Genomic DNA, 23860 nt, shown 5'->3' on the forward strand with positions numbered 1-23860 from the left:
CCACAGGGCCCAGGAGGGCGATATTAGCTGGGAGGGCGGATGGCGAAGCTGCCCCAGGCGGCGTCCGCAGGTGCGGGCTCGACGGCGGCGACGGAGGGGGTGGAGGCGACCTCGGCAAGCTGGGCGCCCGACCCCCACACCACGGCCGCGCTCACCGCGGTGGGACGCTGCCCATAGGAGGCACCGATGCGGTCGAAAGCGCACTGGATAACGGCGGCTCGGTCTTCGCCGGCGGTCGGTTCGGGGACGTCGATGGGGGCGGTGGAGCCGATAAGGATAGCGTCCATGCGCGGGGCTGCGGCAACGGCGGCCGCGGCGGCTACGGGCGGCAGATCCTCGTCGAAGGTGACAAGGGCGTAGGCAGTGGCGTTCGGAATGTCGCTGCCGGACACGCGCGCAATATACTCCGCTCGCGATTCGCCATCCGGGCCGAGCTGATCGCCTTGCACCTGCGAAGAAGCCTGGGTCCCCAAGGCACCGAAGAGCGCAAGGGCGGCAAGGAAAAGCACCGTCAGCACCGCCAAGGCCGCTAGCCGACGCCGCCGGTAGACCTTCCTCATCCCCGCAAAACCTCCAAGGCGTGCTCGAGATCTGCCGGGTACGGCGCCGCAATCTCGAACCACTTGCCGGTGCCGGGGTGAGTAAAGCCGAGTTTTACCGCGTGCAGCCACTGGCGCTCGAGCCCAAGACGCTTAGCCAGGTTCGGATCCGAGCCGTACATCGGATCGCCCACGCACGGGTGGCCGGTGGCGGACATGTGCACGCGGATCTGGTGGGTACGGCCGGTCTCTAGGTGCACTTCGATGAGGCTAGCCTCGCGGAAGGCCTCGATGAGGCTGTAATGGGTGACGGCCGCTTTGCCGTCGTCAAGCACGGCGAATTTCCAGCCCGACTTGGGGTGGCGGCCGATGGGCGCATCGACGGTGCCCTCGATAGGATCTGGCAGGCCTTGGACTACGGCGTGGTAGGTCTTTTTTACGCTGCGGTACTTAAAGGCATGCTTGAGCGCGGAATAAGCGCGCTCCGAGGAAGCCACGACCATCACGCCAGACGTACCCACATCGAGGCGGTGCACGATGCCTTGGCGCTCGGTCGGCCCGGACGAAGCCACGGTATAGCCGGCCGCGCGCAGCCCGCCGATCACCGTCGGCCCGTCCCAGCCCACGCTGGGGTGCGCGGCCACGCCCACCGGCTTATGCACGCAGATGATATCGGCATCGCTGTAGAGCACGTCCATGCCCTCGACCAGCTCTTCGCGCGGCAGCAACGGCTTTTCTGGCTCCGGCAAAAGCACCGAAACCACGTTGCCGGAGGTCAACCGCTCGGACTTGCTCAGCTCCTGGGAATCGATGGTTACGCTGCCCTCGGCGCACAACTGCGCGGTGGCGCTGCGGGAAAGGCCAAGGAGCTTGGCCAAGGCGGCGTCGGCACGCATGCCTTCTAGGCCTTCAGGAATGGGGAAGCTGCGCATCTGCCTATTCATGCTCGGCCTTCCTTTCCTCCAGCACCATGGCGATGATGAAGATCACCACGCCGCAGGTAATGGCCGCGTCCGCGATATTGAACACGGCGAAAGAGCCGACCGAAATATAGTCCACCACGTGCCCGAACCAGAAGCCAGGGGCGCGGAAGATGCGATCGGCGAAATTACCCAGCGCGCCACCGGCAATGAGCGCTAGGCCCACCGCCTGGCCGGAGTGGGTAATGCGCGGGGCGGCAATGGCCACGCCGAGCACAAAGACCAGCTGGATGGTGGTAAAAAGCCACGTCGATCCCTCCCCACCCATGGAAAAGGCGGCGCCAGGGTTAAAAAGCAGGGTAAACCGGAACCAATCCCCAATAACCGCCAGGGGCTCGCCCTCCGTAAGGATGGAGAGCATTATTTGTTTCACGGCTTGGTCCACCAGCGCCACGGCGATGACAACCGCGGCGATAAGTCCTGTCTTGCTCCTTCGTTTTTGACTCACCCGCTCTATTCTAAACGGGAGCGTCCGGTATTTTGGTAAGCGTGTTTCGAGTCAAAGTTTTTGCAGCCCTGACCACAGCCGCCGTAGCGCTTACGGCGTGTTCCTATGAAAAGCCGGGACCCGCGGTAGAACAGCCCGTGGGCCTGACTATCGACGCCCCACGCGTCACCGTGGACAATCCCGGCACCGGGGAGAAAAAGCTCCTGGAATACCGGGATATCGACTCCACGCAGGACGTGAACTACCGCGTTACCGAAGGTTTTTCGCAGGACTTGCTCAAAAAGTCCGCGGCCGAGAAGTTTCAGGCCTCCGACGTCGAATCCACCGCCACTACCCTGCCGCTATCGGCCAAGGTAGATAAGGCCAGCGAGGACGTTGAAGATCAGCTGCCGGCCACCCGCAATGCCTTCGTCACGGCTGGTGCGCCGGAAACGTCTGGGGAAACCGACGTCTCCTCGGCCGAGGGATTTCAATTTGGCTGGCGCGGCCAAAATACAGGCCAGATGAATTCACTGCGCCTCGCCGCGCCCCAAAATGCCACGGATGAAGCCCGTGGCTCTGTCGAACAGGCGATTATGAAGCTGACGGCGCTGCCCGTGGTTTTCCCCACCGAGGAGATAGGCAAAGGAGCGAGCTGGACGGTGGATTCGCGCGTTACCGGCGAGTCCACCCTGCTGCAGACCACGCGCTATACGGTCGCTTCCATCGAGGGCGACCAGGTCAAGCTCAACGTGGAGGTAGAACAGCGGCCCTCGCTAGGCGCGCTGTCTTTTGAGGGCCAGGCCCAGGGCACGGAGTTGGAGGACAAGGAGCTCAAGGTAGTGGACTCCAGCACCCAGTCCAAGGGCACCATCACGGTAGACCTGAGCAAGCCGCTGCCCGTGGGCGGTGACGTGTCTTTCGATACGAAGGTCATTTATGGCGCCGCCGGCTCGGAGCTGCGCGTGGTGCAGTCGAGCCTGACGGAGCTGAACTTTTCCTAGTTACTCGGCCGGGGCTTCCACAGGGGCCTCAGCTGGCGCCTGCTCGGCGCCGGCAGCCGGGGCGTCGCCTTCAGCCGGAGCAGTGTCGCCCTCGGCCGGTGCAGCGTCGCCCTCGGCCGGTGCCGGGGCGGGTGCGGAGGCACCGGCGCCGGTATCTGCACACATCTCCGGAACCTGTTCCGGCGGCACGGTGTTTTGGATGAGCGTGCAAGCCCACGCCTTGGAGAGCTTCCAGGTGCCATCTTCATACACGAACTCCACCTGGTCAGCGGTCTGCTGCTGGCCATCAGCGGTGGTGAAGTTCACGGTGGTCAGCACGGACTGCGGGTCATAGCCCGGAAGCACAGGATCGACGACCTCGAACTCGGCACCGGATTCCTGCTTGGACTGTGCCATGGTGTCAAAGATTTCCGGTGCAGTCTCGCCGCCCTGCACGGTGGCGGTCTTTTCCTGCTCAGAAGCGTTGGGATCCGTGGCCTTGGCCAAGATGGCGTTGAGATCCGCCGGGGACGGCAGCGCCGGGGCGGCGGAATCGCCGTCGGAAGAGGCGGATTCCTGCGCCTCGGTGTTGGTGGCGGCGGTATCGTCCTGCTCGTCGTCGGAAGAGCAGGCGGCCAGGGCGGTGGCCGCGGTCAGTGCGAGGCACGCGGCGCTAAACTTGCGGAATTTCACTTCTAACTCCTCACGTCTGGGTTCTAAACTCCCATCAGTTTACAGCTGCACCAGCTTTTTCCGGGCTGCGCCCGCCGCGTGGGCGAAGATTTCTTTAACCTTAGGTGCATGACCCGACTTGCTTTGATCGCCACCGGCGGCACGATCGCGTGCACCACCGTGGCCGATGGTTCCTTGGTTCCCACCGTCTCCGGCGCGGACCTCGCCGCTGAAATCGACGCCGAGGTAGTGCAGTTTCGCCAGCTCGACTCGTCATCTATTACTTTGGCGGACCTCGATGAGCTCATTGCGGTGGTCAACGAGCACACCGCGCGCGAGGATATCGGTGGCGTGATCATCACCCATGGCACCGACTCCATGGAGGAAACCGCGCTAGCGTTGGAGATTTTCTGTGGAGGGGCAAAACCCATCGTGCTTACGGGCGCGCAGCGCGCCTACGATCACCCCGCGGCCGACGGCCCCGCCAATCTGCGCGCTGCCCGCGAGCTAGCGGCCAGCGGTCGCCTTGGGGTTTTCCTCTGCTTCGGCGGCGAGACCATCCCGGCGCGTGGTGCGCGCAAGCGGCACACCAGTGACCTGCGCGGGTTTGAGTCGCTGCGTGTTCCTGGCACCACCCCGCGTTTGAATCCTGCCCCGCTGGCGTCGCAGCGTATCGAGATCGTCCCCGCCTATCCGGGAGCGGGGCGCCTGCTGGTCGACGCCGCCGTAAACTCCTCCATCTCCGGTCTCATTGTGGAGGCCATGGGCTCGGGAAATATGGGCGAGGACATGGGCCGCGCGCTTGCCGACGCCCTCCACGCCGGCCTCCCTGTCATCATTTCTACCCGCACACCCTATGGCCCGACGGCGCTGGCTTACGGTGGAGACGGTGGTGGCGCAAGCCTGGGGAAACGTGGCGCCATCAACGCCGGATGGTTCCGACCGAGCCAAGCGCGAATCCTGCTCGCAGCGGCGCTGGCCACCGGCACCGATCCGGCGCAGCTTTTTGCCCAGGAGGGCTAGTCCTCGCTGGTCAGCCAGTCCTGCCAATCCAGCGAGTCGAGCGGGTCTGCTGGCACAAGCGCGGGATCGTCGGCCGCGAAGGATGTGGTGCGGCCGGGACCCGTGGTGCGGGTTTCAAAGCGCACGCTCACCACCCCGTGGCCGGCGCCTTGAATCCAACCGTGGCCGTAATCGGGGTGGAAAACATCCTGCGTGGCGTGCCACTGGTTATCGGTTTCTTCTTCCACCGTCACCGTAGGCGCTGGAATGGCCGGTGTTGCGTCGTCGCTCACCCCAGTCTCATAGTCCGTATCCGCCGGTGCAGGACGCACGATCTCGCGGTCGAGCTCCGGAAAAAGCACGTCTTGGCGAGCGGCCTCTAGCCCTGAATAGCTCACCCCTACCAGGCGGATGGGCCCCAGCTCATCGGGGTAGCGGGCAAGCTTGAAGGCGGCAGCGGTAAGCACGGCGGCGTCGTCAGTCGCGTACGGCAAGGTAGTTGAGCGTGACTCGATATGAAAATCCGCCATGCGCAGCTTCACCGTTACGGTGCGCGCGCCGCGCCCATCCTTAAGCAAACGACGGTGAGCGCCCTCCGCCGCGCGAGTGATGGCCGCATCGACCTCGGGGGCGGTCTGCAAGTCTTTCGGGTAGGTGTGCTCGGTAGAAATCTGCTTAGAAATAGCACGCGGCGCCACCTCACGGTCATCAATGCCGCGGGCCAGCTGCCACAGCTGCAGCCCCACCACACTGCCGATAGAAATCTCTACTTCCTTGCGCGTCATCGCCGCTAGCTGCCCAATGGTTTCTACGCCGATGGACTTGAGCTTCGCCCCGGTCACCGGTCCGACTCCCCACAGCTTGTTCACCGCAAGGGGGTGCAACATATCTAGCTGGCGCTCCGCTGGGATAACAAAGGTGCCATCAGGCTTCGCTTCGCCCGATCCGATCTTGGCAAATTGCTTGCCCGATCCCGCCCCAATGGAGCACGGCAGACCCGTCTCTTCCCGAATGAGCCCGCGCAGCTCATCAGCCCAGCGCTTGACCTCCTCCGCGCTCGCCCCCTCCAAGGAGGCGGGTTCCATAAAGGCCTCATCGATGGAAAGCTGCTCGATTACCTCCACGTGTTGCGCGATGATGCCAAATACGCGCCGCGACGCCGCCGCATACACCGCCCGGCGCGGCTGCACTACCACCGCGCGAAGCCCAACAAGCTGCTGCGCGCGATACATCGGCATGGCCGAATGCGCGCCGTACTCGCGCGCCTCATAGGAGGCGCCGGCCACCACGCCGCGCCCACTGGTGCCTCCCACCAAAACGGGACGCCCCTGCAGCGTAGGCCGGGTCAGCTGCTCGACGGAGGCGAAAAACGCGTCCATGTCGATATGTAAAACCCAGCGTTGCATGCGGCCCAGTCTAATAGGCGCACCTCCACATGCACTCCTGGGTGTTTGCATGCCGTTAATTAAAGCTTTAATTTCCTTCCATCTCATCGCCACCCGCCCGCAAAGTCATCTATTTAGGTTTTCAAAGACACTTTCTCCAGAAAGTAACCCTCAGCCTATGAAGCCTCCATAGTTGCACACGGAGTCCACAACTCGCCTCACTCCTTACTGTCCGAGCCGAAGATATCGACACCACAGCCCTGAGGAAACAATCGCCATTGCACGTATTTCCCCTCGTCTTGGCAGCACAACCGAAAGACCGCACATGCCCGCTAGCATCTTCGTCTTTTCAGATCTCCACTTAGGTCTCCCTGGCGCTCCTGGGCTGGACTGGGCCCTGCAGGCACTCGAGGTTGCCGCCAATAGAGGTGCCACGGCGTGCGTGTGCTTGGGCGATATCATTGACCGCAACGCTAACTCGGCCGAGTTTGTACCTCAGGTCCACACCGTTATGGCCCATGCTGTCACTCTGTTCAGCGAAGTCCACTTCATTTCCGGCAACCACGACACCCACCACAACCTGGACTTCCCGCCCGAGGTCACAGTCCACGGCACGCAGATGCATACCTTTCACATAGGAAACACCACGGTTCTAACCGCAGCGGTGGCCACCGATCCGGACCCGCGCCGCCTCCAGCTTCCTCCCCGCCGCAGCAACGGGCCCGTCCTCGGCCTCCTACATTCTTCCGTCAGCGGTGAGTTTTCTAAAGGCACCTGCCTGCCGCTTTCCGTGGCTGAGCTACAGGCCTGCGAGGCCGATGCCTGGATCCTTGGGCACGTCCACACCCCGCACACGCTTGCCGACACCCCCTTCATCGGCTGGGTCGGCATGAGCCACGGCTTACTCTTCAACCCTGATACGTGCCACGTCACACGTTTGTATTACTAGATTCGTTCCCCACAAATCCCACTCATATTTTTGCTTGCATACAAGCTTGCATGCAAGATGGATGCATGTCCAATGAACGAATGCAGCCCGCCGCGGAGCGGGCCTATGACTTCGTCAAAGAGAAGATCATTGACGGTTCCTTCGATCCCTCGCAGATGCTTTCCGAGGCCTCCCTGGCTACCGAAATGGGAATTAGCCGCACCCCAATGCACGAGGCGTTCCTGCGCCTAGAGGTCGAAGGCTTTCTACAGCTCTACCCCAGGCGTGGTGCGCTCATCGTGCCGATCAGCCCGCAGGAAATTCGCGAGGTCTATGAAGCACGCTTGCTCGTAGATAGGCACTGCGCTGAGAAAATCTGCGCCATGCCTGACACCGAGCGCGCGGACATCGCTGATCAGCTAGACGCGACCATCACGGAACAAGACGCTGCGTTGGATGGCGCAGACCTGCATGCCTATACGCATCTTGATGCGCGTTTCCACCAGATCATCATGGATGGCGGTACCAATACCCTGCTGGCTGGGCTGGGACACCAGCTGCGCGAACGCCAGCAGCGTTTTACCGCTACAGCCATTGGCCGCAACGTAGCCCGCGCCCGCACCTTCGTGGATCAGCACCGCACGCTTGCCGATGCCCTCCGCGCCGGCGACCTCGACGCCTACCTTTCCGCATTGGACACCCACCTAACCAACTCGAGGAATCAACTATGACCGAAAAGTTTGCCAAACACTCATGGTTTCCCGTCGCTGGCAGCATGGTTGCTGTCGCGTGGGGCGGCAATGAGTTCACCCCTCTCCTAGTTATGTACCGCGAGGAGTCGCACTTCTCGCAGGTCACCGTCAATGGCCTCTTGGCCGCCTATGTGCTCGGCATCGTGCCGGCGTTGCTGATTTCTGGTCCGCTTTCGGACTACATTGGCCGCCGCCCCACGATGCTGCCTGCCGCGCCGCTGTCACTGTTGGGTTCTTTCCTTTTATCCATCGCGCCGAACGAGCCGCTCGTCATCGCCGTGGGCCGCATCATGTGCGGCTTGGCTTTGGGCATCGTCATGGCTGTCGGCTCCACATGGGTGGCAGAGCTCATCACCCGCGCTGGCGGCGATCCAGCTGCCGGGCCGCGCCACGCCTCCATGTGCCTGACCTTAGGTTTCCTCATCGGCGCCGGCCTCGCATCGGTACTGGCCCAATGGGGTCCGTGGCCCACCCACTTGGCGTATATCCTGCACATCCTCCTCACGGTTGCCACCGCCATCTGGCTGATGAAGACCCCGGAAACCCGCCCGCCGCGGGGCGCTACGGTAAAAGACACCTTCCTTGACTTAAGCATCCGCGACATGCTGCGTATGCTGCACATTCCCTCCGCAGCACACCGCCGCTTCGTGCGCATTGTCCTGCCGGTCGCCCCGTGGGTCTTCGGCTGCGCTGGCGCCGCCTATGCCCTCCTGCCCCAGCTTTTGTCCAAGTCCGCTGGCGATGCCCCTATCGCTTTCTCGGGCCTGATGACCGTTATCACCTTGGGCTGCGGCGTCGGCATCCAGATGCTCGGCAAGGTCATCGATACCAGCCGCTCCGCCCGCGCTTCCGCAGTTGCCATGGGGGTTATCACTGTGGGCACCATCCTCGGCGCGGTTGCCTCCCATACTCGCTCCCTGCCGCTCGGAATCGCCGGCGCGGCGGTCATGGGCGCAGGCTACGGCCTCGCCCTTGTCGCCGGTCTCTCCGAGGTCCAACGCATCGCCCGCGCCGAAGAACTCGCCGGCCTCACCGCCGTCTACTACTCGGTGTCCTATACCGGCTTCTTTATCCCCATGGCCTTCAGCGCACTCGCGCCGCTGGTCGGCTTTACCACCCTATTCCTCATTGGCGCCGTGCTCGCACTGTGCTGCCTCATTAACGTGGTCCTCGGCTGGCGCGCCCACCTGCCTGGCCCGGTCCGTTAAGTCCTATCACTCATAAAAAATTGCCCAGCCGCACTGGCTGGGCAATCATTTTTTAGGTGGCAACGTACGCGCTACTGCTTGACGACGGTAGCGCTAACCCCCTTCACCACCTCGTGCACATCCGCACCATCGAGCGCCTCGGTGGTCACCAGGAAATCGGTGGCGAGCACTTCACCGGCGATATGGTCGGCGTGACGCTCCGCCCAGGCCTTCTTCTCCTCGGGGACAGAGAGTACGGCCGCGATGCGATCCGAGACCTCGAACCCAGAAGCCTTGCGGGCATCCTGGAGGCCGCGGATAACGTCCGCCGCCCAGCCTTCGGCCTCGAGCTCTTCGGTCACCTCGGTATCAAGTACTACCAGGCCATCAAGACCTTCGATACGCGCGGTCGACTTCGGATTCGCTGCCTGCAGGCGCTCGGTGTACTCATCCGGGCCAAGCACGATATCGCCGTCCACTACAACCTCATCGCCGCGGCGTTCGTAGTTGCCCGCCTTGAGGTTCTTGATGGCACGCTGCACGTCCTTGCCCAACCGCGGGCCGGCGACCTTCGCGTTACAGACAACCTGGAAGGTGCCAACCGAATCGACGTCGTCAGTAAGCTCAACTTCCTTGACATTGACCTCGTCGCGAATGATATCGGCAAAGTCTGCCAGGCGCTGCGCCCCGTCGAGGGCCACCGTCAGCTTCGGCAGCGGCAAGCGGTTGCGCAGCTTATTGGACTTGCGCACCGAGGACGCTGCCGAGGCCACCGCGCGGGTCGCATCCATCGCAGAGACGAGATCTGCATCAGACGGGTAATCCGCGGCCTGCGGGTAGTCTGCCAGGTGCACCGAACGCTCACCGGTAAGCCCGCGGTAGATAACCTCCGCCACGTGCGGTAGCAGCGGTGCCACCACGCGAGTCACAGTCTCCAGCACGGTGTACAAGGTATTAAACGCCTCAGGATGGGCGTCCTCGCCCTCCCAGAAACGATCGCGCGAGCGACGGACGTACCAGTTGGTAAGGACGTCAGCAAACAGGCGCACCTCTTCGGTTGCCGTGGCAATATCAGTATCGGCAAGCGCCGCGTTGACATTGGCCACGACATCGTGGGTCTTAGCCAAGATATAGCGGTCCAAAACATGCGTGGAGCTGGTGTCGAACTTTGCTTCCTTCTCTGCGTAAAGCTGCAGGAAGGTGTAGGCATTCCAGATAGGCAGGATAGCCTGGCGCACGCCCTCGCGAATGCCCTGCTCGGTCACGATGAGGTTGCCTCCGCGCAGGATAGGCGAAGACATCAAGAACCAACGCATGGCATCCGAGCCATCGCGATCAAAGACCTCGTTGACGTTTGGATAATTGCCCTTGGACTTAGACATCTTAAGGCCATCGTTGCCCAGCACGATGCCGTGGGCCACGACCTTCTTATACGCCGGGCGATCAAAAAGCGCGGTGGACAGCGCGTGCATCACATAGAACCAACCACGCGTCTGACCGGAGTATTCCACAATGAAGTCGGACGGCGAGTGGGTTTCAAACCATTCCTTGTTCTCGAATGGGTAGTGCTTTTGCGCAAACGGCATCGAGCCGGACTCAAACCAGCAATCCAGCACGTCTGGCACGCGGCGCATCATCGACTTACCGGTCGGATCATCCGGGTTCGGGCGCACCAACTCGTCGATGTGCGGACGGTGCAGCGACTCCGGACGGACACCGAAATCGCGCTCCAGCTCGTCCAAGGAGCCGTAGACATCCATGCGCGGATAGTTGTCATCATCGGACATCCACACTGGGATAGGTGCACCCCAGTAGCGGGTACGGGAGATATTCCAGTCGCGTGCTCCCTCGAGCCACTTGCCAAACTGGCCATCCCGGATATGCTCCGGTAGCCACTCAATCTCCTTGTGGTTAAGCTCCACCATGCGATCGCGGAACTCGGTCACCTTCACGAACCACGCCGGCAGCGCCATGTAGATAAGCGGCTCGCCCGAGCGCCACGAGTGCGGATAGGAGTGCTCGATGGTGACGTGGCGCACCACTCGCCCAGCAGCCTTCAGGTCCTTAATGATGTCCTTATTCGCATCAAAGACCAGCTGGCCTTCATACGGCGGAACCTGCGAGGTGAACTTGCCGTCCTCATCCACTGGGATAACCAGCTCGATGTCGTATTGGTTGGTGGTATTCATATCGTCTTCACCAAACGCAGGAGCCTGGTGTACCACACCGGTGCCGTCCTCCGTGGTGACGTAATCAGCGATCAAAACCTGGTAGGCGTTGCGCAGATCCGGGAAGAAGCCGAAGATCGGCTCATAAGTAAAGCCCTCGAGTTGCGCGCCGGTAAAGGTCTCCAGCACCTCGGCCGCCCCTAGTTCCTTCTCCAGGGTGGCCAGCAGGTTTTCCGCCATGATGAAGGTACGGCCAGCGAAATCACCCTCCGTAGCCTTAAAGAGCGCGTAGGTAACCTCTGGATGAACCGCCAAGGCCTCGTTCGAAGGCAAGGTCCAAGGGGTGGTGGTCCAGGCGAGGAAGGAGGCGTCGGCAAGCGCAGGGTGCTCCGCCAACGTCTTTTCTGCCGCGCTTCCCTCGCGCGCGCCCTCCACTGGGAAGGTAACCGTCAGGGTCGGATCCTGGCGCATCTTATAGGAATCGTCCAGGCGGGTCTCCTGATTGGACAAAGAAGTGTGCTCCGCCCAAGAGTACGGCAGGACGCGGAAGCCCTTGTAGATCAAGCCCTTGTCATAAAGCTCCTTGAACGCCCACATGACGGATTCCATGTAGTCGATATCCATGGTCTTGTAGCCGTTTTCAAAGTCCACCCAGCGGGCCTGGCGGTTGACGTACTCTTCCCACTCGTCGGTGTACTCCAGCACGGACTTGGCGCAGTATTCATTGAACTTTTCCAAGCCCATGTCCTCGATCTGCGCCTTTTCAGTGATACCCAGCTGCTTTTCCGCCTCCAGCTCGGCGGGCAGACCGTGGGTATCCCAGCCGAAGACACGAGGCACGTAATTGCCAGCCATGGTGCGATAGCGCGGGACGATATCCTTCACATAACCGGTCAACAGGTGGCCATAGTGCGGCAAACCATTTGCGAATGGAGGGCCATCATAAAAGATGTACTCGGGGCAGTCCTTGGTCTTTTCTAGCGAAGCCTGGAAGGTATCATCCTGCTTCCAGTACTTCTGGACTTCCTCTTCCATATCTGGGAAGCGGCTGGAGCCGCCAGTCATGTCGACCTTGGGGTAAACCTTTTTCGCCATAATTATCCTTCACTCTTAACACGGTGCAGGGACGCGCCATCAAGGCTCGCGGTACCACCCTGCTTGAGCCCGAAGGCTCCGCTTCGTTTCGGTGAAGGAGTTGACGGTCCCACCCGTTCAGTTCTACTGGGCCACACTGGCTGTTCTTCTGAATTGCTCCCCGGTGATGGCCGGATCACTGCGTGTAGGCCACAGTATAGCGCCCCAGAATCTTCGTGCACAAGAAGTTATCCACAGGCTAAAAATTTTCCCTTGTGGGGGCTTGCGCGGGGAAATAAATTGTGAATCGTGAACGCGCTAGATACTTACCTCGCAGCCATGGCACCCGGGATGGACATCGTCCTCGGGTGCGCAGGCATGTCTGAGGACGACCTCTGCGCGCGAGGCGCCGCTGAAAAAACGGCCCGCGAGTTGGCATTGCTAAAAGAGGCGTACTGCGGCACGACCAAGTTCACTAGGAAGCGTCGTCGTGCTATCGAAGGTGCTCAGCACAATGGGCATTCCATCGTTGCTTTATCCATCATTGAAAAGTATGCGCGCAAGATGCCCACGCTTTTCGACGCCTGGGTCCTCCGCGAACAGCTATGCACCACCAAGGCCACAGCAGGGGCGCTAGAAAAGCTGGCCCAGTCCAAGGTCCCGAAGAAAAAGCGCAAGGTGAAGCCTGGTGTACGCATCATCAGACGCAAGGATGCGCCGTGGACGCTAGCGATCGATGGCTCGTCTTCGTTTATTGCGGACCTCCACGCGGCGGTGGAAAACCAGGATAAAAAGCCGCTGAATGTGGTGGAAGATACCTTCTTCGGCAACAATACGGGGCAACGAAGCACCGTGGTAACCAATGTCATCGTGCGGCTGGAGGACTATGTGCGCATCGTCAACGGTGATGGTGAAGAAATCACCTTGCAGATGACCAACGGAGCAACGCTTACGGGTGCGCAGTATGTGCGCCGCGCATTAAAGGAGCATGGGCTCATTACCCTGCTGAGCCCCTATGAAGGCGCGGTGAACCTGTACCGCACGGAGCGCTTCGCCAATGCAAAGCAGCGGTTGATGGCGGGCGCGGAAAACCCGGTATGCCCATGGCCGCGCTGCGCTAAGCCTGCCGACGAATGCCAAATTCACCATCTGGAGCCGTGGTTGCACGGTGGATTGACCAATATCGCGAACTTATCCACAGCTTGCGCGTACCACAATGGCGCCAACGATGACGATCCCAATGCCCCTCCGCTGCGCGGGCGACTTGCCCGTACCAACGGACAGATTCGGTGGCAAACGCCCGATTGCTAGAACCCGACTGCGAAATAAGGCGCTTCGTGCGCCTTATTGGCATGCCTGCAACCGAAAGCTTGCGGTCTCGCGGCGTTAGTCCTCGCGGAAGGCTGCGCGCAGGGCCTCTTGTTCGGGGGATTCAGTTGCTTGGGCTTTGTCAGCGCGATGCTTCTGCACCCAGTCCAGGATGAAGCACACGAGTCCGAGTCCAGCAGCGGCGAAAACGATATACAACGACCAGTCGGCTCCCGAGATAACGAAGTTGACCAAGGCCACGAATGCCACGAGGGCGAGAACTAAAGCGGCAACGAGCACAGTGGTTCCTTTCGGTAGGAGCGGGCTAAAGCACGACGGTCTAAAACAACAATAGCGCCCCCGCCGCGGTGGCGGAGGCGCTACGAAGAACGGGGTGGCTTAGTTGTTGCCAGCCTCGCCGTTCGGTGCGGCGGTGCCGCGGGTAGCCAGCTCTTCCAGCTGAGACTCAAGCAGGGTCTTCAGGCGAGTGCGGTACTCACGCTCGAAGGTGCGCAGCTCGGAGATGCGAGCCTCCAGTGCGGTCTGCTGCTGCTTGACGGTGTTCATAACCTCGGTGTGCTTGCGCTCGGCATCGGCCTGCAGCGAAGCGGCCTTCTCCTCTGCCTGGCGGATTTGTGCCTCAGCACGGGAGGAAGCATCAGACTCGGTCTGCTTTGCCTTAGCCTCAGCGTCAGATACCAGCTTCTTGGAGCGGGAATCTGCATCCTGCAGCTGGGCGTCGTACTTCTTCTGGGCGTCGGCAAGCTGCGCCTTGGAGCGGGAATCTGCATCGCTCAGCTGCTTCTCAGCGGCAGTGCGTGCCTCGGACAGCATAGACTCGGACTCCGCACGAGCCTCGGAGGTCAGGCGGTCTGCCATCTCCTGTGCCAGCCCCAGAACGCGGGCAGCCTGCATGTGGGTTTCTGGGGTAGCCAGGCCATCGGCGGTCTGAGCAGCACCAGCACCTGCGATACCCGCAGCCGCTGCACCAGCCTTGGAGGAACCAGCTGCGGAAGCGGACTTCTTCAGCTCTTCGTTTTCCTTCTTGGAAGCCTCGAGGTCCTTCTTTGCCTGGGCTGCCTCCGCGCGAGCTGCCTCGGCGTCCTTCTTGGCCTGAGCCGCCTCATCGCGGGCCGCCTTCAGGTCTGCGGAAGAGGAAGCAGCAGCGGAGCCAGACGCCTGTGCCTTGGAAGCCTCAGCCTGAGCTGCCTTAACCTGCTCCTGTGCCTTCTTGGTCTCCTCCTTAGCACGGGAAACCTCGGACTTGGAGTCCGCCAGCTTGGTTTCGTACTCCGCGCGCAGCTTGGCCTCAATCTCCTTGCGCAGCGCAGCCTCATCGGTGCGGGTGGAAGCCGCAGTTGCGGTACCAGCAGCACCAGCACCCGTCTTAGACTGGGAGCTCAAATCGCTGACCTGAGCCTGCAGATCTTCGTTCTCATCCTGCAGCTGGGCAAGGGCGTCCTCTACGAGGTCGAGGAACTGATCCACCTCGTCTTCGTTGTAGCCGCGCTTGCCAATCGGCGGCTTGCTGAACGCGACGTTGTGAACATCAGCTGGTGACAGTGGCATGTCTTCTCTTCCCCTTCAGGTTGGTACAACCCCGGAGCTTCCAGGGCCTTAGGAGTGCGGTTCAGGTCTAACTAAACCTTCCCCACAAAGGTACATGTGGTTCATAATACGGGTTATCGCGATTTATCGTAACCAAACGCCCACAATAATCGACGCCCCGTCGAGTCTCAACGTTTACCACAGGTTTCGAGGCGACGGGGGTGCTAAGTCAGAAAAATCATCCGCAAGATCATTGTGAGTATCGAGAGCAAGACGAACAGCACAAGCACCGACACATCAAGCGCTACGCCACCCATTTGCAGGGGCGGGATCAGGCGCCGCAACGCCTTGACCGGCGGGTCCGTAATCACAAACAAAGGCTCCGCTATAACCATGAACCAGCGTGGAGGGTTGAACTGCCGCGAGAAGGACTGGATCATCTCAATAATGATGCGGGCGATGAGCACCCACGTGTAGATCCGCACGAGCAGGATAAGAATAATTCCGAGTTGTGTCACAATGACCGAGCCTATCGAATAAACCCCCGCGGGTGCCCAATCGGCACCCCGCGAGGGTTAAATGAACCGTGCCGCTTTAGCGCAGGCCTGCGGCACGCTCGAGTTCGTGCTTTGCAATGTCCGCAGACTTAGGCACGATGGAAAAGACCTTGCGCTCAGTGTCCATGCCCTTGGTGAGGTTGAGCATACGGCCCTCCAGGCCGAAGCAGAGACCGGCAGCGAAGTCGATGAAACGCTTGGCGGTGGCCTTTTCGGCGTCAGTCAGCTCGAAAACCACAGCATCACCGTCGCGGAAAGGCTCGCCTACCTTGGCGGCATCATTGAAAGACGTCAGCGAAATAGCCACGATGGTCGGAACGAATTCCTCCTGTACTGGCGCCGGCTCATAGGACTGCGGGGCGCGGCGAGGTGCGTAGGCCGAGGAGCTATTTTCGGAGTAACGCGGCTCCTCGTTGTAGTAGGCATCGTCCTCTTCGATGTCCACCGGGCCCAGCCCGAAGAAATCCTTCGTCTTATCAATGAATGACATTTTTGGGTCTCCCTCTGACCTAAATTTGTACAAGTCTAAACGCGTAAAATGTGTCTGGTGTGACTCATGTGATTTACGCTGTGAAATGCGCTTTTGCGATGTTTTTAACCTACTGGCCGCGGTCCCATGATGCTGGTTCCGACACGCACGATATCGCTGCCCGCAGCAATTGCCTGGGCCATGTCCGCACTCATGCCAGCAGACATTTTCAGCGGTCGATTGAGCTCAGACGATAAGCGATCTACCTCTCCACGCACGTTCCGGAATACCTCACCTGCGTCGGCGTCGAGAGGCGGAACAACCATGAGTCCGGCAAGCTCCAGGTGCTGCGCTTCTTCTACGGCACGGACGAGCTCATCGAGGTCGTCCGGAGATACACCACCTCGAGCACCATCACCATCGGCGGAGACTTGGATAAATACCGGCAAGTTGCTTTCGCGCTCGCCTCGTTCCTTGGCTAAGGAAACTCCCCGCTCCAGTGCGTGGGCGAGCTTGAGGGAATCAAGCGAATGCACGCTGGTCGCCCATCGAGCTACATGGTTGGCTTTCTTGGTCTGGATCTGGCCAATCATGTGAAAATGCAACTGGGGCAATTCAGCGGCCTTTGCCCGAGCTTCTTGCTCTCGGTTTTCGGCGACGTCGGTAACCCCAAGATCCGCCAGCAGGGCAATATCCGCAGCAGGGTGGAACTTCGTCACCGGCAACAGCTGGGGCGGTTTTCGACCTGACTGCGCTGCTAGCCGTTCAATCTCGGCACGAGTGGCCGATAGGTTTTGTTCTAGCTGTACCTTTCGGTCTGACATTACTTAGCCTCCAACCAAATTAGTCCGGCCTGGCGGCCGGTGGTTCCTTCGCGTCGATAGGAAAAGAATTCTTCGTCTTCAATGGTGCAACGGGGGTCGGATTCAATGGCGGTGATACCTAGCCCCATAAGCTGGCGAATCAGCCCTGCGCGCACATCAATGCCCCACGTGCCCTTCGACGTCCGTGTCTTGGAGCCGGGCAAGCGACGCTCGACGTCAGTGGCCATTTCCTCGGGCACTTCATAGTTCTTTCCCGAAGCAGCCGGCCCCATAACCACCTGAATGCGCTCGGGCTGTGCGCCAAGCTTCTGCATTTCGCGCACGGTATTGACCACAATGCCGTTGCGGGCGCCAAGGCGGCCGGCGTGGGCGGCGGCGATGACACCAGCGGCGACGTCGACAAGCAGCACCGGCGTGCAATCAGCGACGAGGACGCCCAGCCCGAGGCGTCGCTGGGTGGTGACAATTGCGTCTGTGGCTGGCACGGGCTCGTCCCGTGGACCATCGACGACGGTGACGGTATTGGTGTGTAACTGTTCCATCCACACGATGTCGTCCAGACCGGTCACGCGCTTCAAGCGCTCGCGGTTAGCGGCAACCGCGGCGGGGTCATCGCCGACGTGATGCCCCAAGTTAAAGGAGTCGTATGGAATAGCAGACGCCCCGCCAGCACGGCTAGTAAAAACCATGCGGACGGGGCGTGTGGTGCGATGTTCCTCGTTTACTGGCATGCACACCAGCGTAGCGCTTTGCGCTTAGCGCATGAAGGAAGGCACGTCCAGATCGTCGTCGCCGTCATCGTCACGACGCTGGGACGGGCGGGACAAACGGTAGTCATCACGGCGTTCCTCGCGGGAGAAACGATCAGAGTTGGTGAACAGACCGCTAGATTCTGGGCGACGCTCCTCGGTAGGGCGCTGCGGGGTGTAGCGCTCTCGCTCCTGGCCGGCGCGCGGCTCGTAGGAGTGGCGCGGGGAATAGTCATCCTGTACCGGCTGAGCGGCAGCAGGCTGCGCCGGCGCCGGGGTGACGGACTCTGCATTCTCGCGCTGACGATTGTCAAAAAGAGAACCCGGCTTGCGCTGTTCCTGTTGCGGCTGCTGATCGGCAGCAGCCTGAGCCATGTTGGCCTCGGCGTCAAAACCAGTAGCAATGATGGTAATGCGAATCTCATCGCCCATGGTGTCATCAATGATGGTGCCGAAAATGAGGTTGACGTCCTCATCTGCGCGCTCTTCCACCATGGAGGCGGCGGCATTAACCTCGTGCAGGCCAAGGTCGGAGCCACCAGCAATGGAAAGCAGCACACCCTTGGCGCCTTCCATCGTGGATTCCAGCAGCGGAGAGTTAATGGCCTGCTCAGCGGCAGTCATTGCGCGATTATCGCCGCGGGCGAAACCGATACCCATGAGCGCAGAACCGGCATCGGACATGACGGAGCGGACGTCCGCAAAGTCGACGTTGATCATGCCCGGGATGGTGATCAGGTTAGTAATACCCTGCACGCCATTGTGCAGCACCTCATCGGCAGCACGGAAAGCCTCAACGATGGAGAGCTCTTCCCCACCGAGCTGCATCAGGCGATCGTTCGGGATGACGATGAGAGTATCGCAGACCTCGCGCAGCTCCTCAATGCCGGCCATGGCCTGGCGGGTACGGCGAGCACCTTCGAACTTGAACGGGCGGGTGACAACACCGACGGTCAGCGCACCCATCTTCTTCGCGATAGACGCCACGACCGGAGCAGCACCGGTGCCGGTGCCGCCACCCTCGCCAGCAGTCACGAAGACCATATCGGAGCCCTCGAGGGCGTCTTCAATTTCGGACTTGTGGTCTTCTGCGGAGGTCTTTCCTACCTCAGGGTTAGCGCCGGCGCCGAGGCCACGGGTGGCCTCACGGCCAATGTCGAGCTTGGTGTCTGCATCGGAGAAAATGAGGGCCTGGGAGTCGGTGTTGATGGCGACGAACTGAACACCCTTGAGGCCTTCTTCGATCATGCGGTTGACGGCGTTGACGCCGCCGCCGCCGACGCCGACGACCTTGATATCCGCGAGATTGTTATTGGAAGAGATCATGTGAGTAGGTCTCACCTTTCGCTACTGTAAGTCTGCACGTGCATTAAACGAGGAATGTAATGCGGTCCGCCGAAGGCGAATCGCGTTCCTTTCCATCTTTAACGACAGCGGTGTAATTTTCACGCACATTTTCCGCGTGTCGAGACCCTCAAGTTCCACTTTAGGGTTTCTCACCTGCGGTTTTACAAGTCACACCCGTATCATCCGCCCCATAGTTCAGGCAATGAAAAGAGCCCATGCAGCGCACACGCCTAAGCGGTGCTGCACGGGCCCACAAGAGCGATAAAAAGCACTCGCGGGGGCACCCGTCGCCCTATCCGCGGGTGGTGACCAACTCAGGGTTGGAAATATTCCACTCGCGGCCTTCCATCTTCAACACTGTGGCAAAGGCATGCGCCTTGTCCTCATCGTTGGAATCGCTGGCCCCCCAGAAGATGCGCCGGTCATCTTTAGTGGTGAAAGTCAGCGAGTATTCGCCCGTTACTTCGAGCTTTGCTACTTGGTTGCGGACGTCGTCGGAAAGCGCTGCAATCGCTCGCACGGCATCCTGGGTTTGCGGGGAGCCACTATCGACAGAGCCCGTAACCTCAACCGCGCCCGCGGGAGGTTCCGCGGAGGTAAATTCCTCGCCTTTGTCGTCGATCAGGTAGGGCTTATTATCGCGCTTTACAAACGCCACAGCCTTGTGCTCGGACACGTTGATGGTCAAGGTCGAAGGGAAATCGCGAGAGACTGTCACCGAATCGACCCAGTCCAATCCAGCAACACCGGAAGCTGCCTCGCGCGCATTAACGCGGAGCAAATTTTCGCCCTTGGGAACCCCAGAGGCTTCCTCCACCTGTGTGGGATCGAGCTGGTGGACGCCCTCCACCTGAAAATTGCGTACCTTCAGGACGGGAACCGTCCACATCACAGCGGCCGCTATGAGGGCCACGGCGACAATTGCGGCGATGACCCCAGCGATGAGCTTTGCGGATACGCGCACTAGCTTGCCCGCAATTCATCGAGGATTTCCGCCGCCACCATGGTTACCGAGCCAGCACCAATGGTCAGCACCACATCTCCTGGCTCCACCACCGACACGACGTCGCGGGCAGCGGCGGAAAAATCCGGCTCGAAGATGACCTGCATATCAGCGGGCATCTTATCGGTAATGATGCGGGAGGTAATTCCCTCCACGGGCTGTTCGCGAGCGCCGTAGATGTCGAGTACCACGGCGGCGTCGGCAAGCGAGAGTGCCTGGGCAAATTCCGCGTCGAATTCCATGGTGCGCGAGTACAGGTGCGGCTGGAAACACGCGATGACGCGCCCGCCGTGGCCTTCGGCCTCGACCTTGGCGCGTGCGGCGCGTAGCACTGCCGCAACCTCGGTGGGATGGTGGGCATAATCATCAAAAACGCGCACGGGTTTGCCCTGCTTGTCGACGCTCCCCCGGTACTCAAAGCGCCGCCGCACACCGCCAAAATCAGCCAATCCCTCGGCGATGGCGGCTGGAGTGCCGCCGGAGAGCACACCGGCGATCAAGGCTCCCATGGAATTGAGCACCATGTGGTGGCCTGGGATCTGCAGCTCGTAGCGCACGGTTTCAGAAACACCAGGAAGGTTGACTTTGACGGTGGTGTCCATGCCTTCCGCGGTGGTCTCTTCGCGGACCAGCTCGGCGGCCAACGGCACAGTGGAGGTAAAAGATTTCTCCTGCGAGCCGTAGGCTACGACGTTGATGCCGCGCTCCAGCGCCCGCTCGCCGGCCCGGGCAGCGTGCTCGTCTTCAGCGCACACAACGAGGTAGCCGGTCTCCGGGGTGACCAAGTCAGCAAAGTCATCGAAGACTTGGAAATAGGCTTCCTCGCTGTGGAAGAAGTCGAGGTGGTCGGGCTCGATGGTCGTGAGCACCGCAACATCGGGGCTATAGCGCAGCAGAGAGGCATCGGATTCATCGGCCTCGGCGACGAACGCTTCCCCGGTGCCACCGTGGGCATTGGTACCCGCGCGGTTGAGCTGGCCACCGATGGCGAAGGAAGGATCAAGACCCGCGTGTTGCATCGCGCTCACGGTCATCGACGTGGTGGAGGTTTTACCATGGGTGCCAGCCAGCAACACCTGCTGGTGACCTTCCATCAAGGCGGCGAGCAGATCGGAGCGGCGAATTACCGGGATATCGTTATCCTTTGCGGCTACTAGCTCCGGGTTGTCTTGGGGGATGGCGGCAAATGAGGTAACTACGACGGTGGGCAGCTCACCTGACAGTCGCAGATTTTCCGCGGCATGGCCGATGGCGACCTTGGCGCCCATGGTGCGCAGCACCTCAACCGGGGTGGAGTCTTTGACATCGGAACCAGTAACCACTCCGCCGCGAGCGGCGAGGATTCGCGCGAGCCCCGACATTCCGGAACCACCAATGCCGATGAGGTGGACGCGGCGCAGATCGTAGTGTGCGGGATCGGTCATTTACTTATCCTTCCTTCCAGCTGCGTTTTCGGCCTCGGATACGCGGGCGGCGATGCGGTCTGCGATGGTATTTGCCACGTCTCCGGCGCTGGCATGGGCGGCGGCGTGCGTCATCGACTCGAGGCGTTGCGGGTCATCGAGAATGCCGCGCACCTCAGAGATGAGTCGCTCTGGGGTCAGCTCCGCGTCCGGAATCTGGATGGCGGCGCCTGCCTCGACCACTTCGCGGGAATTGAGCGCCTGTTCGCCATTGCCGTGCGGCAGCGGAACGTAGATGGCCGGCAGGCCTGCGGCGGATACTTCGGCAACGGTCATCGCGCCGGAGCGGCACACGACGAGGTCGGCTACCGCAAGGGCGGAGCCCATGTCCTCGATATACGGCAGTGCGGCGTAGTTCGGGTGTTCTGCGGGCGGGTCATTCTTCTTGCCATAGGCGTGCAGGAGCTGGAAGTCCTGTGCGAGGTCCTCTACCGCTCCAGCGACGGCGCGGTTGATACTGACCGCGCCTTGGGACCCACCGGTGATGAGGACGGTGGGAAGTTCGGCCAAGTTCCACTTGGTGCGCGCGTCTGCGGCCAGGTTGCCATTCGGGTCCTCCGCTAGGCTCGGGCGAACGGGAATGCCGACGACCTCGCCCGGCATGCCAGAATCCGGGTGGGCGTTGAGCCCAATGCCGCCCATCTTCACGCCGAGCTTATTGGCCATTCCAGCCAAAGCATTGGTTTCAAGAACATAGAACGGGATGCCGAGCGAACGCGCAGCGATATAAGCCGGGCCGGCCACGTAGCCGCCGGTACCAAAGACGACATCCGCCTCGACGTCCTTGAGCACCTGCTTGGCCTCCCCCACCGCACGAGAGAGGTTAAACGGTAGCTTGAAGAGCTGCGCGTTGACCTTGCGCGGGATTGGCACGGGGGTAATCAGACTAAGGTCCACGCCGCGGGCGGGAATGATATCGCGCTCGAGGCCCTTTTCGGTACCGAGGGCGGTGATGCGTGCGCCGTGGCGCTCGCGCAAAGCTTCGCCTACGGCGAGGGCGGGTTCAATGTGTCCGGCGGTGCCGCCACCTGCGATGACGACGGAAATAGGCGTGGAATTCATAGCCTAAAGGCTACCAGCGCCACCTATCGATAGCGGCGCTCGGCGCGCGGATAGCGGCGGCCGCTTCCGGTCACGGAGCGACCAAAGCGCTCCTCGCGCACGCGGGACCGCGGCTCCTGCGGCCGAGCGTGACGGCCCTGCTGCTTTTTCTTCGGCTTCGGCACCGGCTGCGGCTCGCCGATGAACAAGAGGCGGTCGAACAGCGGGCGGCCAAAGTTCTGCATGGCGGAAATTTGCATCGGCTCGTGACGCGCCACGTTGCACAGGATGCCCATCGAGCCGATCGTGATGATCGCCGCGGTACCGCCGGCAGAAATCATGGGCAGCTGAATACCGGTCACCGGCAGCAGGCCAATGACATAGCCAATATTCACGAAGGCCTGCGTGACCACACCGATAGTCAGCGTGGCAGCGAGCAGGGACTGGAACTGGTTCTGCGCGCGCATCGCGGTGCGCAGGCCGACATAGCCCAACGCGGCGAATAGCACGATGACGAGCGCACCGCCCCACCAGCCGAGTTCCTCACCCACGATGGCGAAAATAAAGTCATTTTTTGCCTCGGGCAGGTAGAACCACTTGGCACGGGATTGGCCGATGCCAACGCCCCAGAAGCCGCCGTCGGCAAGCGAGAGAAAGCCCTGATAGGACTGGAAACCCGTACCTTGAGTATCGGAGATATTGCCCACTAGGGCGTCAAAATAGGTGTGGAAGCGGTTGGAGCGGAAGCCGCCGGAAAGGAAGATAAACAGCAAACCACACACGGCTGCGACGCCGATAGTCGCGGGGACCCGCCAGTCGACGCCCGCGAAAATCAGGGTGAAGACAACCACGAGGGCAAAGGACAAAGCCATACCCAAATCGCCCTGAAAGACGATGAGCAAGAACATAACGCCGGCGATGAGGGAGTACATCATGAAGGGATCCGTCACCTTCATGGATTTGTGCTCCTTATCCGCCAATACGGTCGCACCAAACATGCCTACGGCGACGCGGGCAAGCTCCGAGGGCTGCAGGGAGAACGGTCCCAAGTAAATCCAGGACTGGGAACCTACCTCCTCGCGGCCGGTGCCGACGCCAGGGATCAGCACGGCGATGAGCAAAATGATGGACAAGCCCACAATCCACGGCACGCATTTGCGCAGGGTATGCGGCGACACCTTGAGACCAAACCAAAAGGCAACGAGACCCAAGAACACCATCACGCACTGGCGCAATGCCTGGTTCCATACTCCGCCGTCCTCGGTTAGGGAAGTAGCCATGGAGGAAGAAAAGACCATGAGCACGCCGATGCCCACGAGGAAGAAGATGATAAAGCGCAGCAGCTGGTAATCAAGGCCTGCTTCCTGGCGGGCTCGCTCGCGCAGCTCGCGAACGCGGTCGCCAAAACTCTTGGAGCGCGGGCGCTGCTGGGAGGTGGCCGTCATATGTTCTCC

The 23860-nt window shown here is 61.1% G+C and carries 23 protein-coding genes; 6 read left to right on the plus strand and 17 right to left on the minus strand.

Translation table 11 applies throughout. From position 1 onward, the window contains the following. Positions 1–23 precede the first annotated feature (23 nt). The 3 genes from QP971_RS03005 to lspA are packed head-to-tail and all read right to left on the minus strand — an operon-like array spanning position 24 to position 1967. Positions 24–560, minus strand: a complete 537-nt coding sequence (locus QP971_RS03005; protein ID WP_284810842.1) for a hypothetical protein — start codon at positions 558–560, stop codon at positions 24–26. Beyond that, positions 557–1483 (minus strand): RluA family pseudouridine synthase, encoded by a 927-nt coding sequence (locus QP971_RS03010; protein ID WP_284786846.1) that lies wholly within the window; start codon positions 1481–1483, stop codon positions 557–559. Before QP971_RS03010 ends, QP971_RS03005 begins: the two co-directional genes overlap by 4 nt. Continuing rightward, the gene (gene lspA / locus QP971_RS03015; RefSeq protein WP_049377622.1) at positions 1476–1967 is read right to left on the minus strand and encodes a signal peptidase II; all 492 of its coding nucleotides are present in this window, start codon (positions 1965–1967) and stop codon (positions 1476–1478) included. The genes QP971_RS03010 and lspA overlap by 8 nt, the downstream gene beginning before the upstream one ends. 41 nt (positions 1968–2008) lie before the next feature. Between lspA and QP971_RS03020 the strand changes: the two genes are divergently transcribed. Further along, entirely contained in the window at positions 2009–2950 is a 942-nt protein-coding gene (locus tag QP971_RS03020) for a hypothetical protein (protein WP_284810843.1), read from the plus strand. On the opposite strand, the gene QP971_RS03025 is transcribed toward QP971_RS03020, so the two are convergent. Then, positions 2951–3622 carry a WKL family lipoprotein gene (locus tag QP971_RS03025; RefSeq protein ID WP_284810844.1) on the minus strand — a complete coding sequence of 224 codons (672 nt, stop codon included), beginning with the start codon at positions 3620–3622 and terminating at the stop codon, positions 2951–2953. A 108-nt stretch (positions 3623–3730) separates the two neighbouring features. On the opposite strand from QP971_RS03025, the gene QP971_RS03030 reads away from it, so the two are divergent. Continuing rightward, positions 3731–4624: an asparaginase gene (locus QP971_RS03030; RefSeq protein WP_284810845.1), complete on the plus strand. Its 894-nt coding sequence runs from the start codon at positions 3731–3733 to the stop codon at positions 4622–4624. Here QP971_RS03030 and QP971_RS03035 read toward each other — a convergent pair. After that, the gene (locus QP971_RS03035; RefSeq protein WP_284810846.1) at positions 4621–6009 is read right to left on the minus strand and encodes a DNA polymerase IV; all 1389 of its coding nucleotides are present in this window, start codon (positions 6007–6009) and stop codon (positions 4621–4623) included. The genes QP971_RS03030 and QP971_RS03035 overlap by 4 nt on opposite strands. A 304-nt stretch (positions 6010–6313) precedes the next feature. Here QP971_RS03035 and QP971_RS03040 point away from each other — a divergent pair, with 304 nt between their 5' ends. From QP971_RS03040 to QP971_RS03050, 3 genes are all read left to right on the plus strand, one after another. Beyond that, on the plus strand, positions 6314–6937 hold the full coding sequence (locus QP971_RS03040; protein WP_284791550.1) for a metallophosphoesterase: 624 nt from the start codon (positions 6314–6316) through the stop codon (positions 6935–6937). A 65-nt stretch (positions 6938–7002) separates the two neighbouring features. Further along, complete coding sequence (locus QP971_RS03045; protein WP_284791549.1) at positions 7003–7647, plus strand: GntR family transcriptional regulator; 645 nt, start codon at positions 7003–7005, stop codon at positions 7645–7647. Continuing rightward, positions 7644–8876: an MFS transporter gene (locus QP971_RS03050; RefSeq protein ID WP_239273597.1), complete on the plus strand. Its 1233-nt coding sequence runs from the start codon at positions 7644–7646 to the stop codon at positions 8874–8876. Before QP971_RS03045 ends, QP971_RS03050 begins: the two co-directional genes overlap by 4 nt. A gap of 71 nt (positions 8877–8947) precedes the next feature. Here the strand turns inward: QP971_RS03050 and ileS are convergent, their stop codons facing one another. Beyond that, positions 8948–12118, minus strand: coding sequence for an isoleucine--tRNA ligase (gene ileS / locus QP971_RS03055; protein WP_284810847.1), 3171 nt, complete (start codon positions 12116–12118; stop codon positions 8948–8950). A gap of 288 nt (positions 12119–12406) precedes the next feature. Between ileS and QP971_RS03060 the strand changes: the two genes are divergently transcribed. Further along, on the plus strand, positions 12407–13408 hold the full coding sequence (locus tag QP971_RS03060; RefSeq protein ID WP_284810848.1) for an HNH endonuclease signature motif containing protein: 1002 nt from the start codon (positions 12407–12409) through the stop codon (positions 13406–13408). Between the two features lie 75 nt (positions 13409–13483). On the opposite strand, the gene QP971_RS03065 is transcribed toward QP971_RS03060, so the two are convergent. The 11 genes from QP971_RS03065 to QP971_RS03115 form a co-directional block, all read right to left on the minus strand. Next, positions 13484–13705: a zinc-binding dehydrogenase gene (locus QP971_RS03065; RefSeq protein ID WP_269953146.1), complete on the minus strand. Its 222-nt coding sequence runs from the start codon at positions 13703–13705 to the stop codon at positions 13484–13486. A 99-nt stretch (positions 13706–13804) separates the two neighbouring features. Next, positions 13805–14974, minus strand: coding sequence for a DivIVA domain-containing protein (locus QP971_RS03070; RefSeq protein WP_284810849.1), 1170 nt, complete (start codon positions 14972–14974; stop codon positions 13805–13807). A gap of 203 nt (positions 14975–15177) precedes the next feature. After that, the gene (locus QP971_RS03075; RefSeq protein ID WP_225746728.1) at positions 15178–15471 is read right to left on the minus strand and encodes a YggT family protein; all 294 of its coding nucleotides are present in this window, start codon (positions 15469–15471) and stop codon (positions 15178–15180) included. A 76-nt stretch (positions 15472–15547) separates the two neighbouring features. After that, a complete protein-coding gene (locus QP971_RS03080; protein WP_005324522.1) occupies positions 15548–16000 on the minus strand; it encodes a cell division protein SepF in 453 nt (150 codons plus the stop codon). A gap of 104 nt (positions 16001–16104) precedes the next feature. Continuing rightward, positions 16105–16803, minus strand: coding sequence for a YggS family pyridoxal phosphate-dependent enzyme (locus tag QP971_RS03085; protein ID WP_284810850.1), 699 nt, complete (start codon positions 16801–16803; stop codon positions 16105–16107). Next, positions 16803–17534 (minus strand): peptidoglycan editing factor PgeF, encoded by a 732-nt coding sequence (pgeF, locus tag QP971_RS03090; protein WP_198491692.1) that lies wholly within the window; start codon positions 17532–17534, stop codon positions 16803–16805. The genes QP971_RS03085 and pgeF overlap by 1 nt, the downstream gene beginning before the upstream one ends. 24 nt (positions 17535–17558) lie before the next feature. Further along, positions 17559–18878, minus strand: a complete 1320-nt coding sequence (ftsZ, locus tag QP971_RS03095; protein WP_284786832.1) for a cell division protein FtsZ — start codon at positions 18876–18878, stop codon at positions 17559–17561. A gap of 313 nt (positions 18879–19191) precedes the next feature. Further along, complete coding sequence (locus QP971_RS03100; RefSeq protein WP_284810851.1) at positions 19192–19863, minus strand: cell division protein FtsQ/DivIB; 672 nt, start codon at positions 19861–19863, stop codon at positions 19192–19194. Beyond that, positions 19863–21326: a UDP-N-acetylmuramate--L-alanine ligase gene (murC, locus tag QP971_RS03105; protein WP_239273588.1), complete on the minus strand. Its 1464-nt coding sequence runs from the start codon at positions 21324–21326 to the stop codon at positions 19863–19865. Before murC ends, QP971_RS03100 begins: the two co-directional genes overlap by 1 nt. Further along, a complete protein-coding gene (murG, locus tag QP971_RS03110) occupies positions 21327–22427 on the minus strand; it encodes an undecaprenyldiphospho-muramoylpentapeptide beta-N-acetylglucosaminyltransferase (protein WP_239273587.1) in 1101 nt (366 codons plus the stop codon). It abuts the gene before it with no gap. A gap of 23 nt (positions 22428–22450) precedes the next feature. Further along, entirely contained in the window at positions 22451–23851 is a 1401-nt protein-coding gene (locus QP971_RS03115) for an FtsW/RodA/SpoVE family cell cycle protein (protein ID WP_284810852.1), read from the minus strand. Positions 23852–23860: the final 9 nt, after the last annotated feature.

Origin of the sequence: Corynebacterium marquesiae (genome assembly GCF_030229635.1) — a bacterium.
Lineage (GTDB): Bacteria > Actinomycetota > Actinomycetes > Mycobacteriales > Mycobacteriaceae > Corynebacterium > Corynebacterium marquesiae.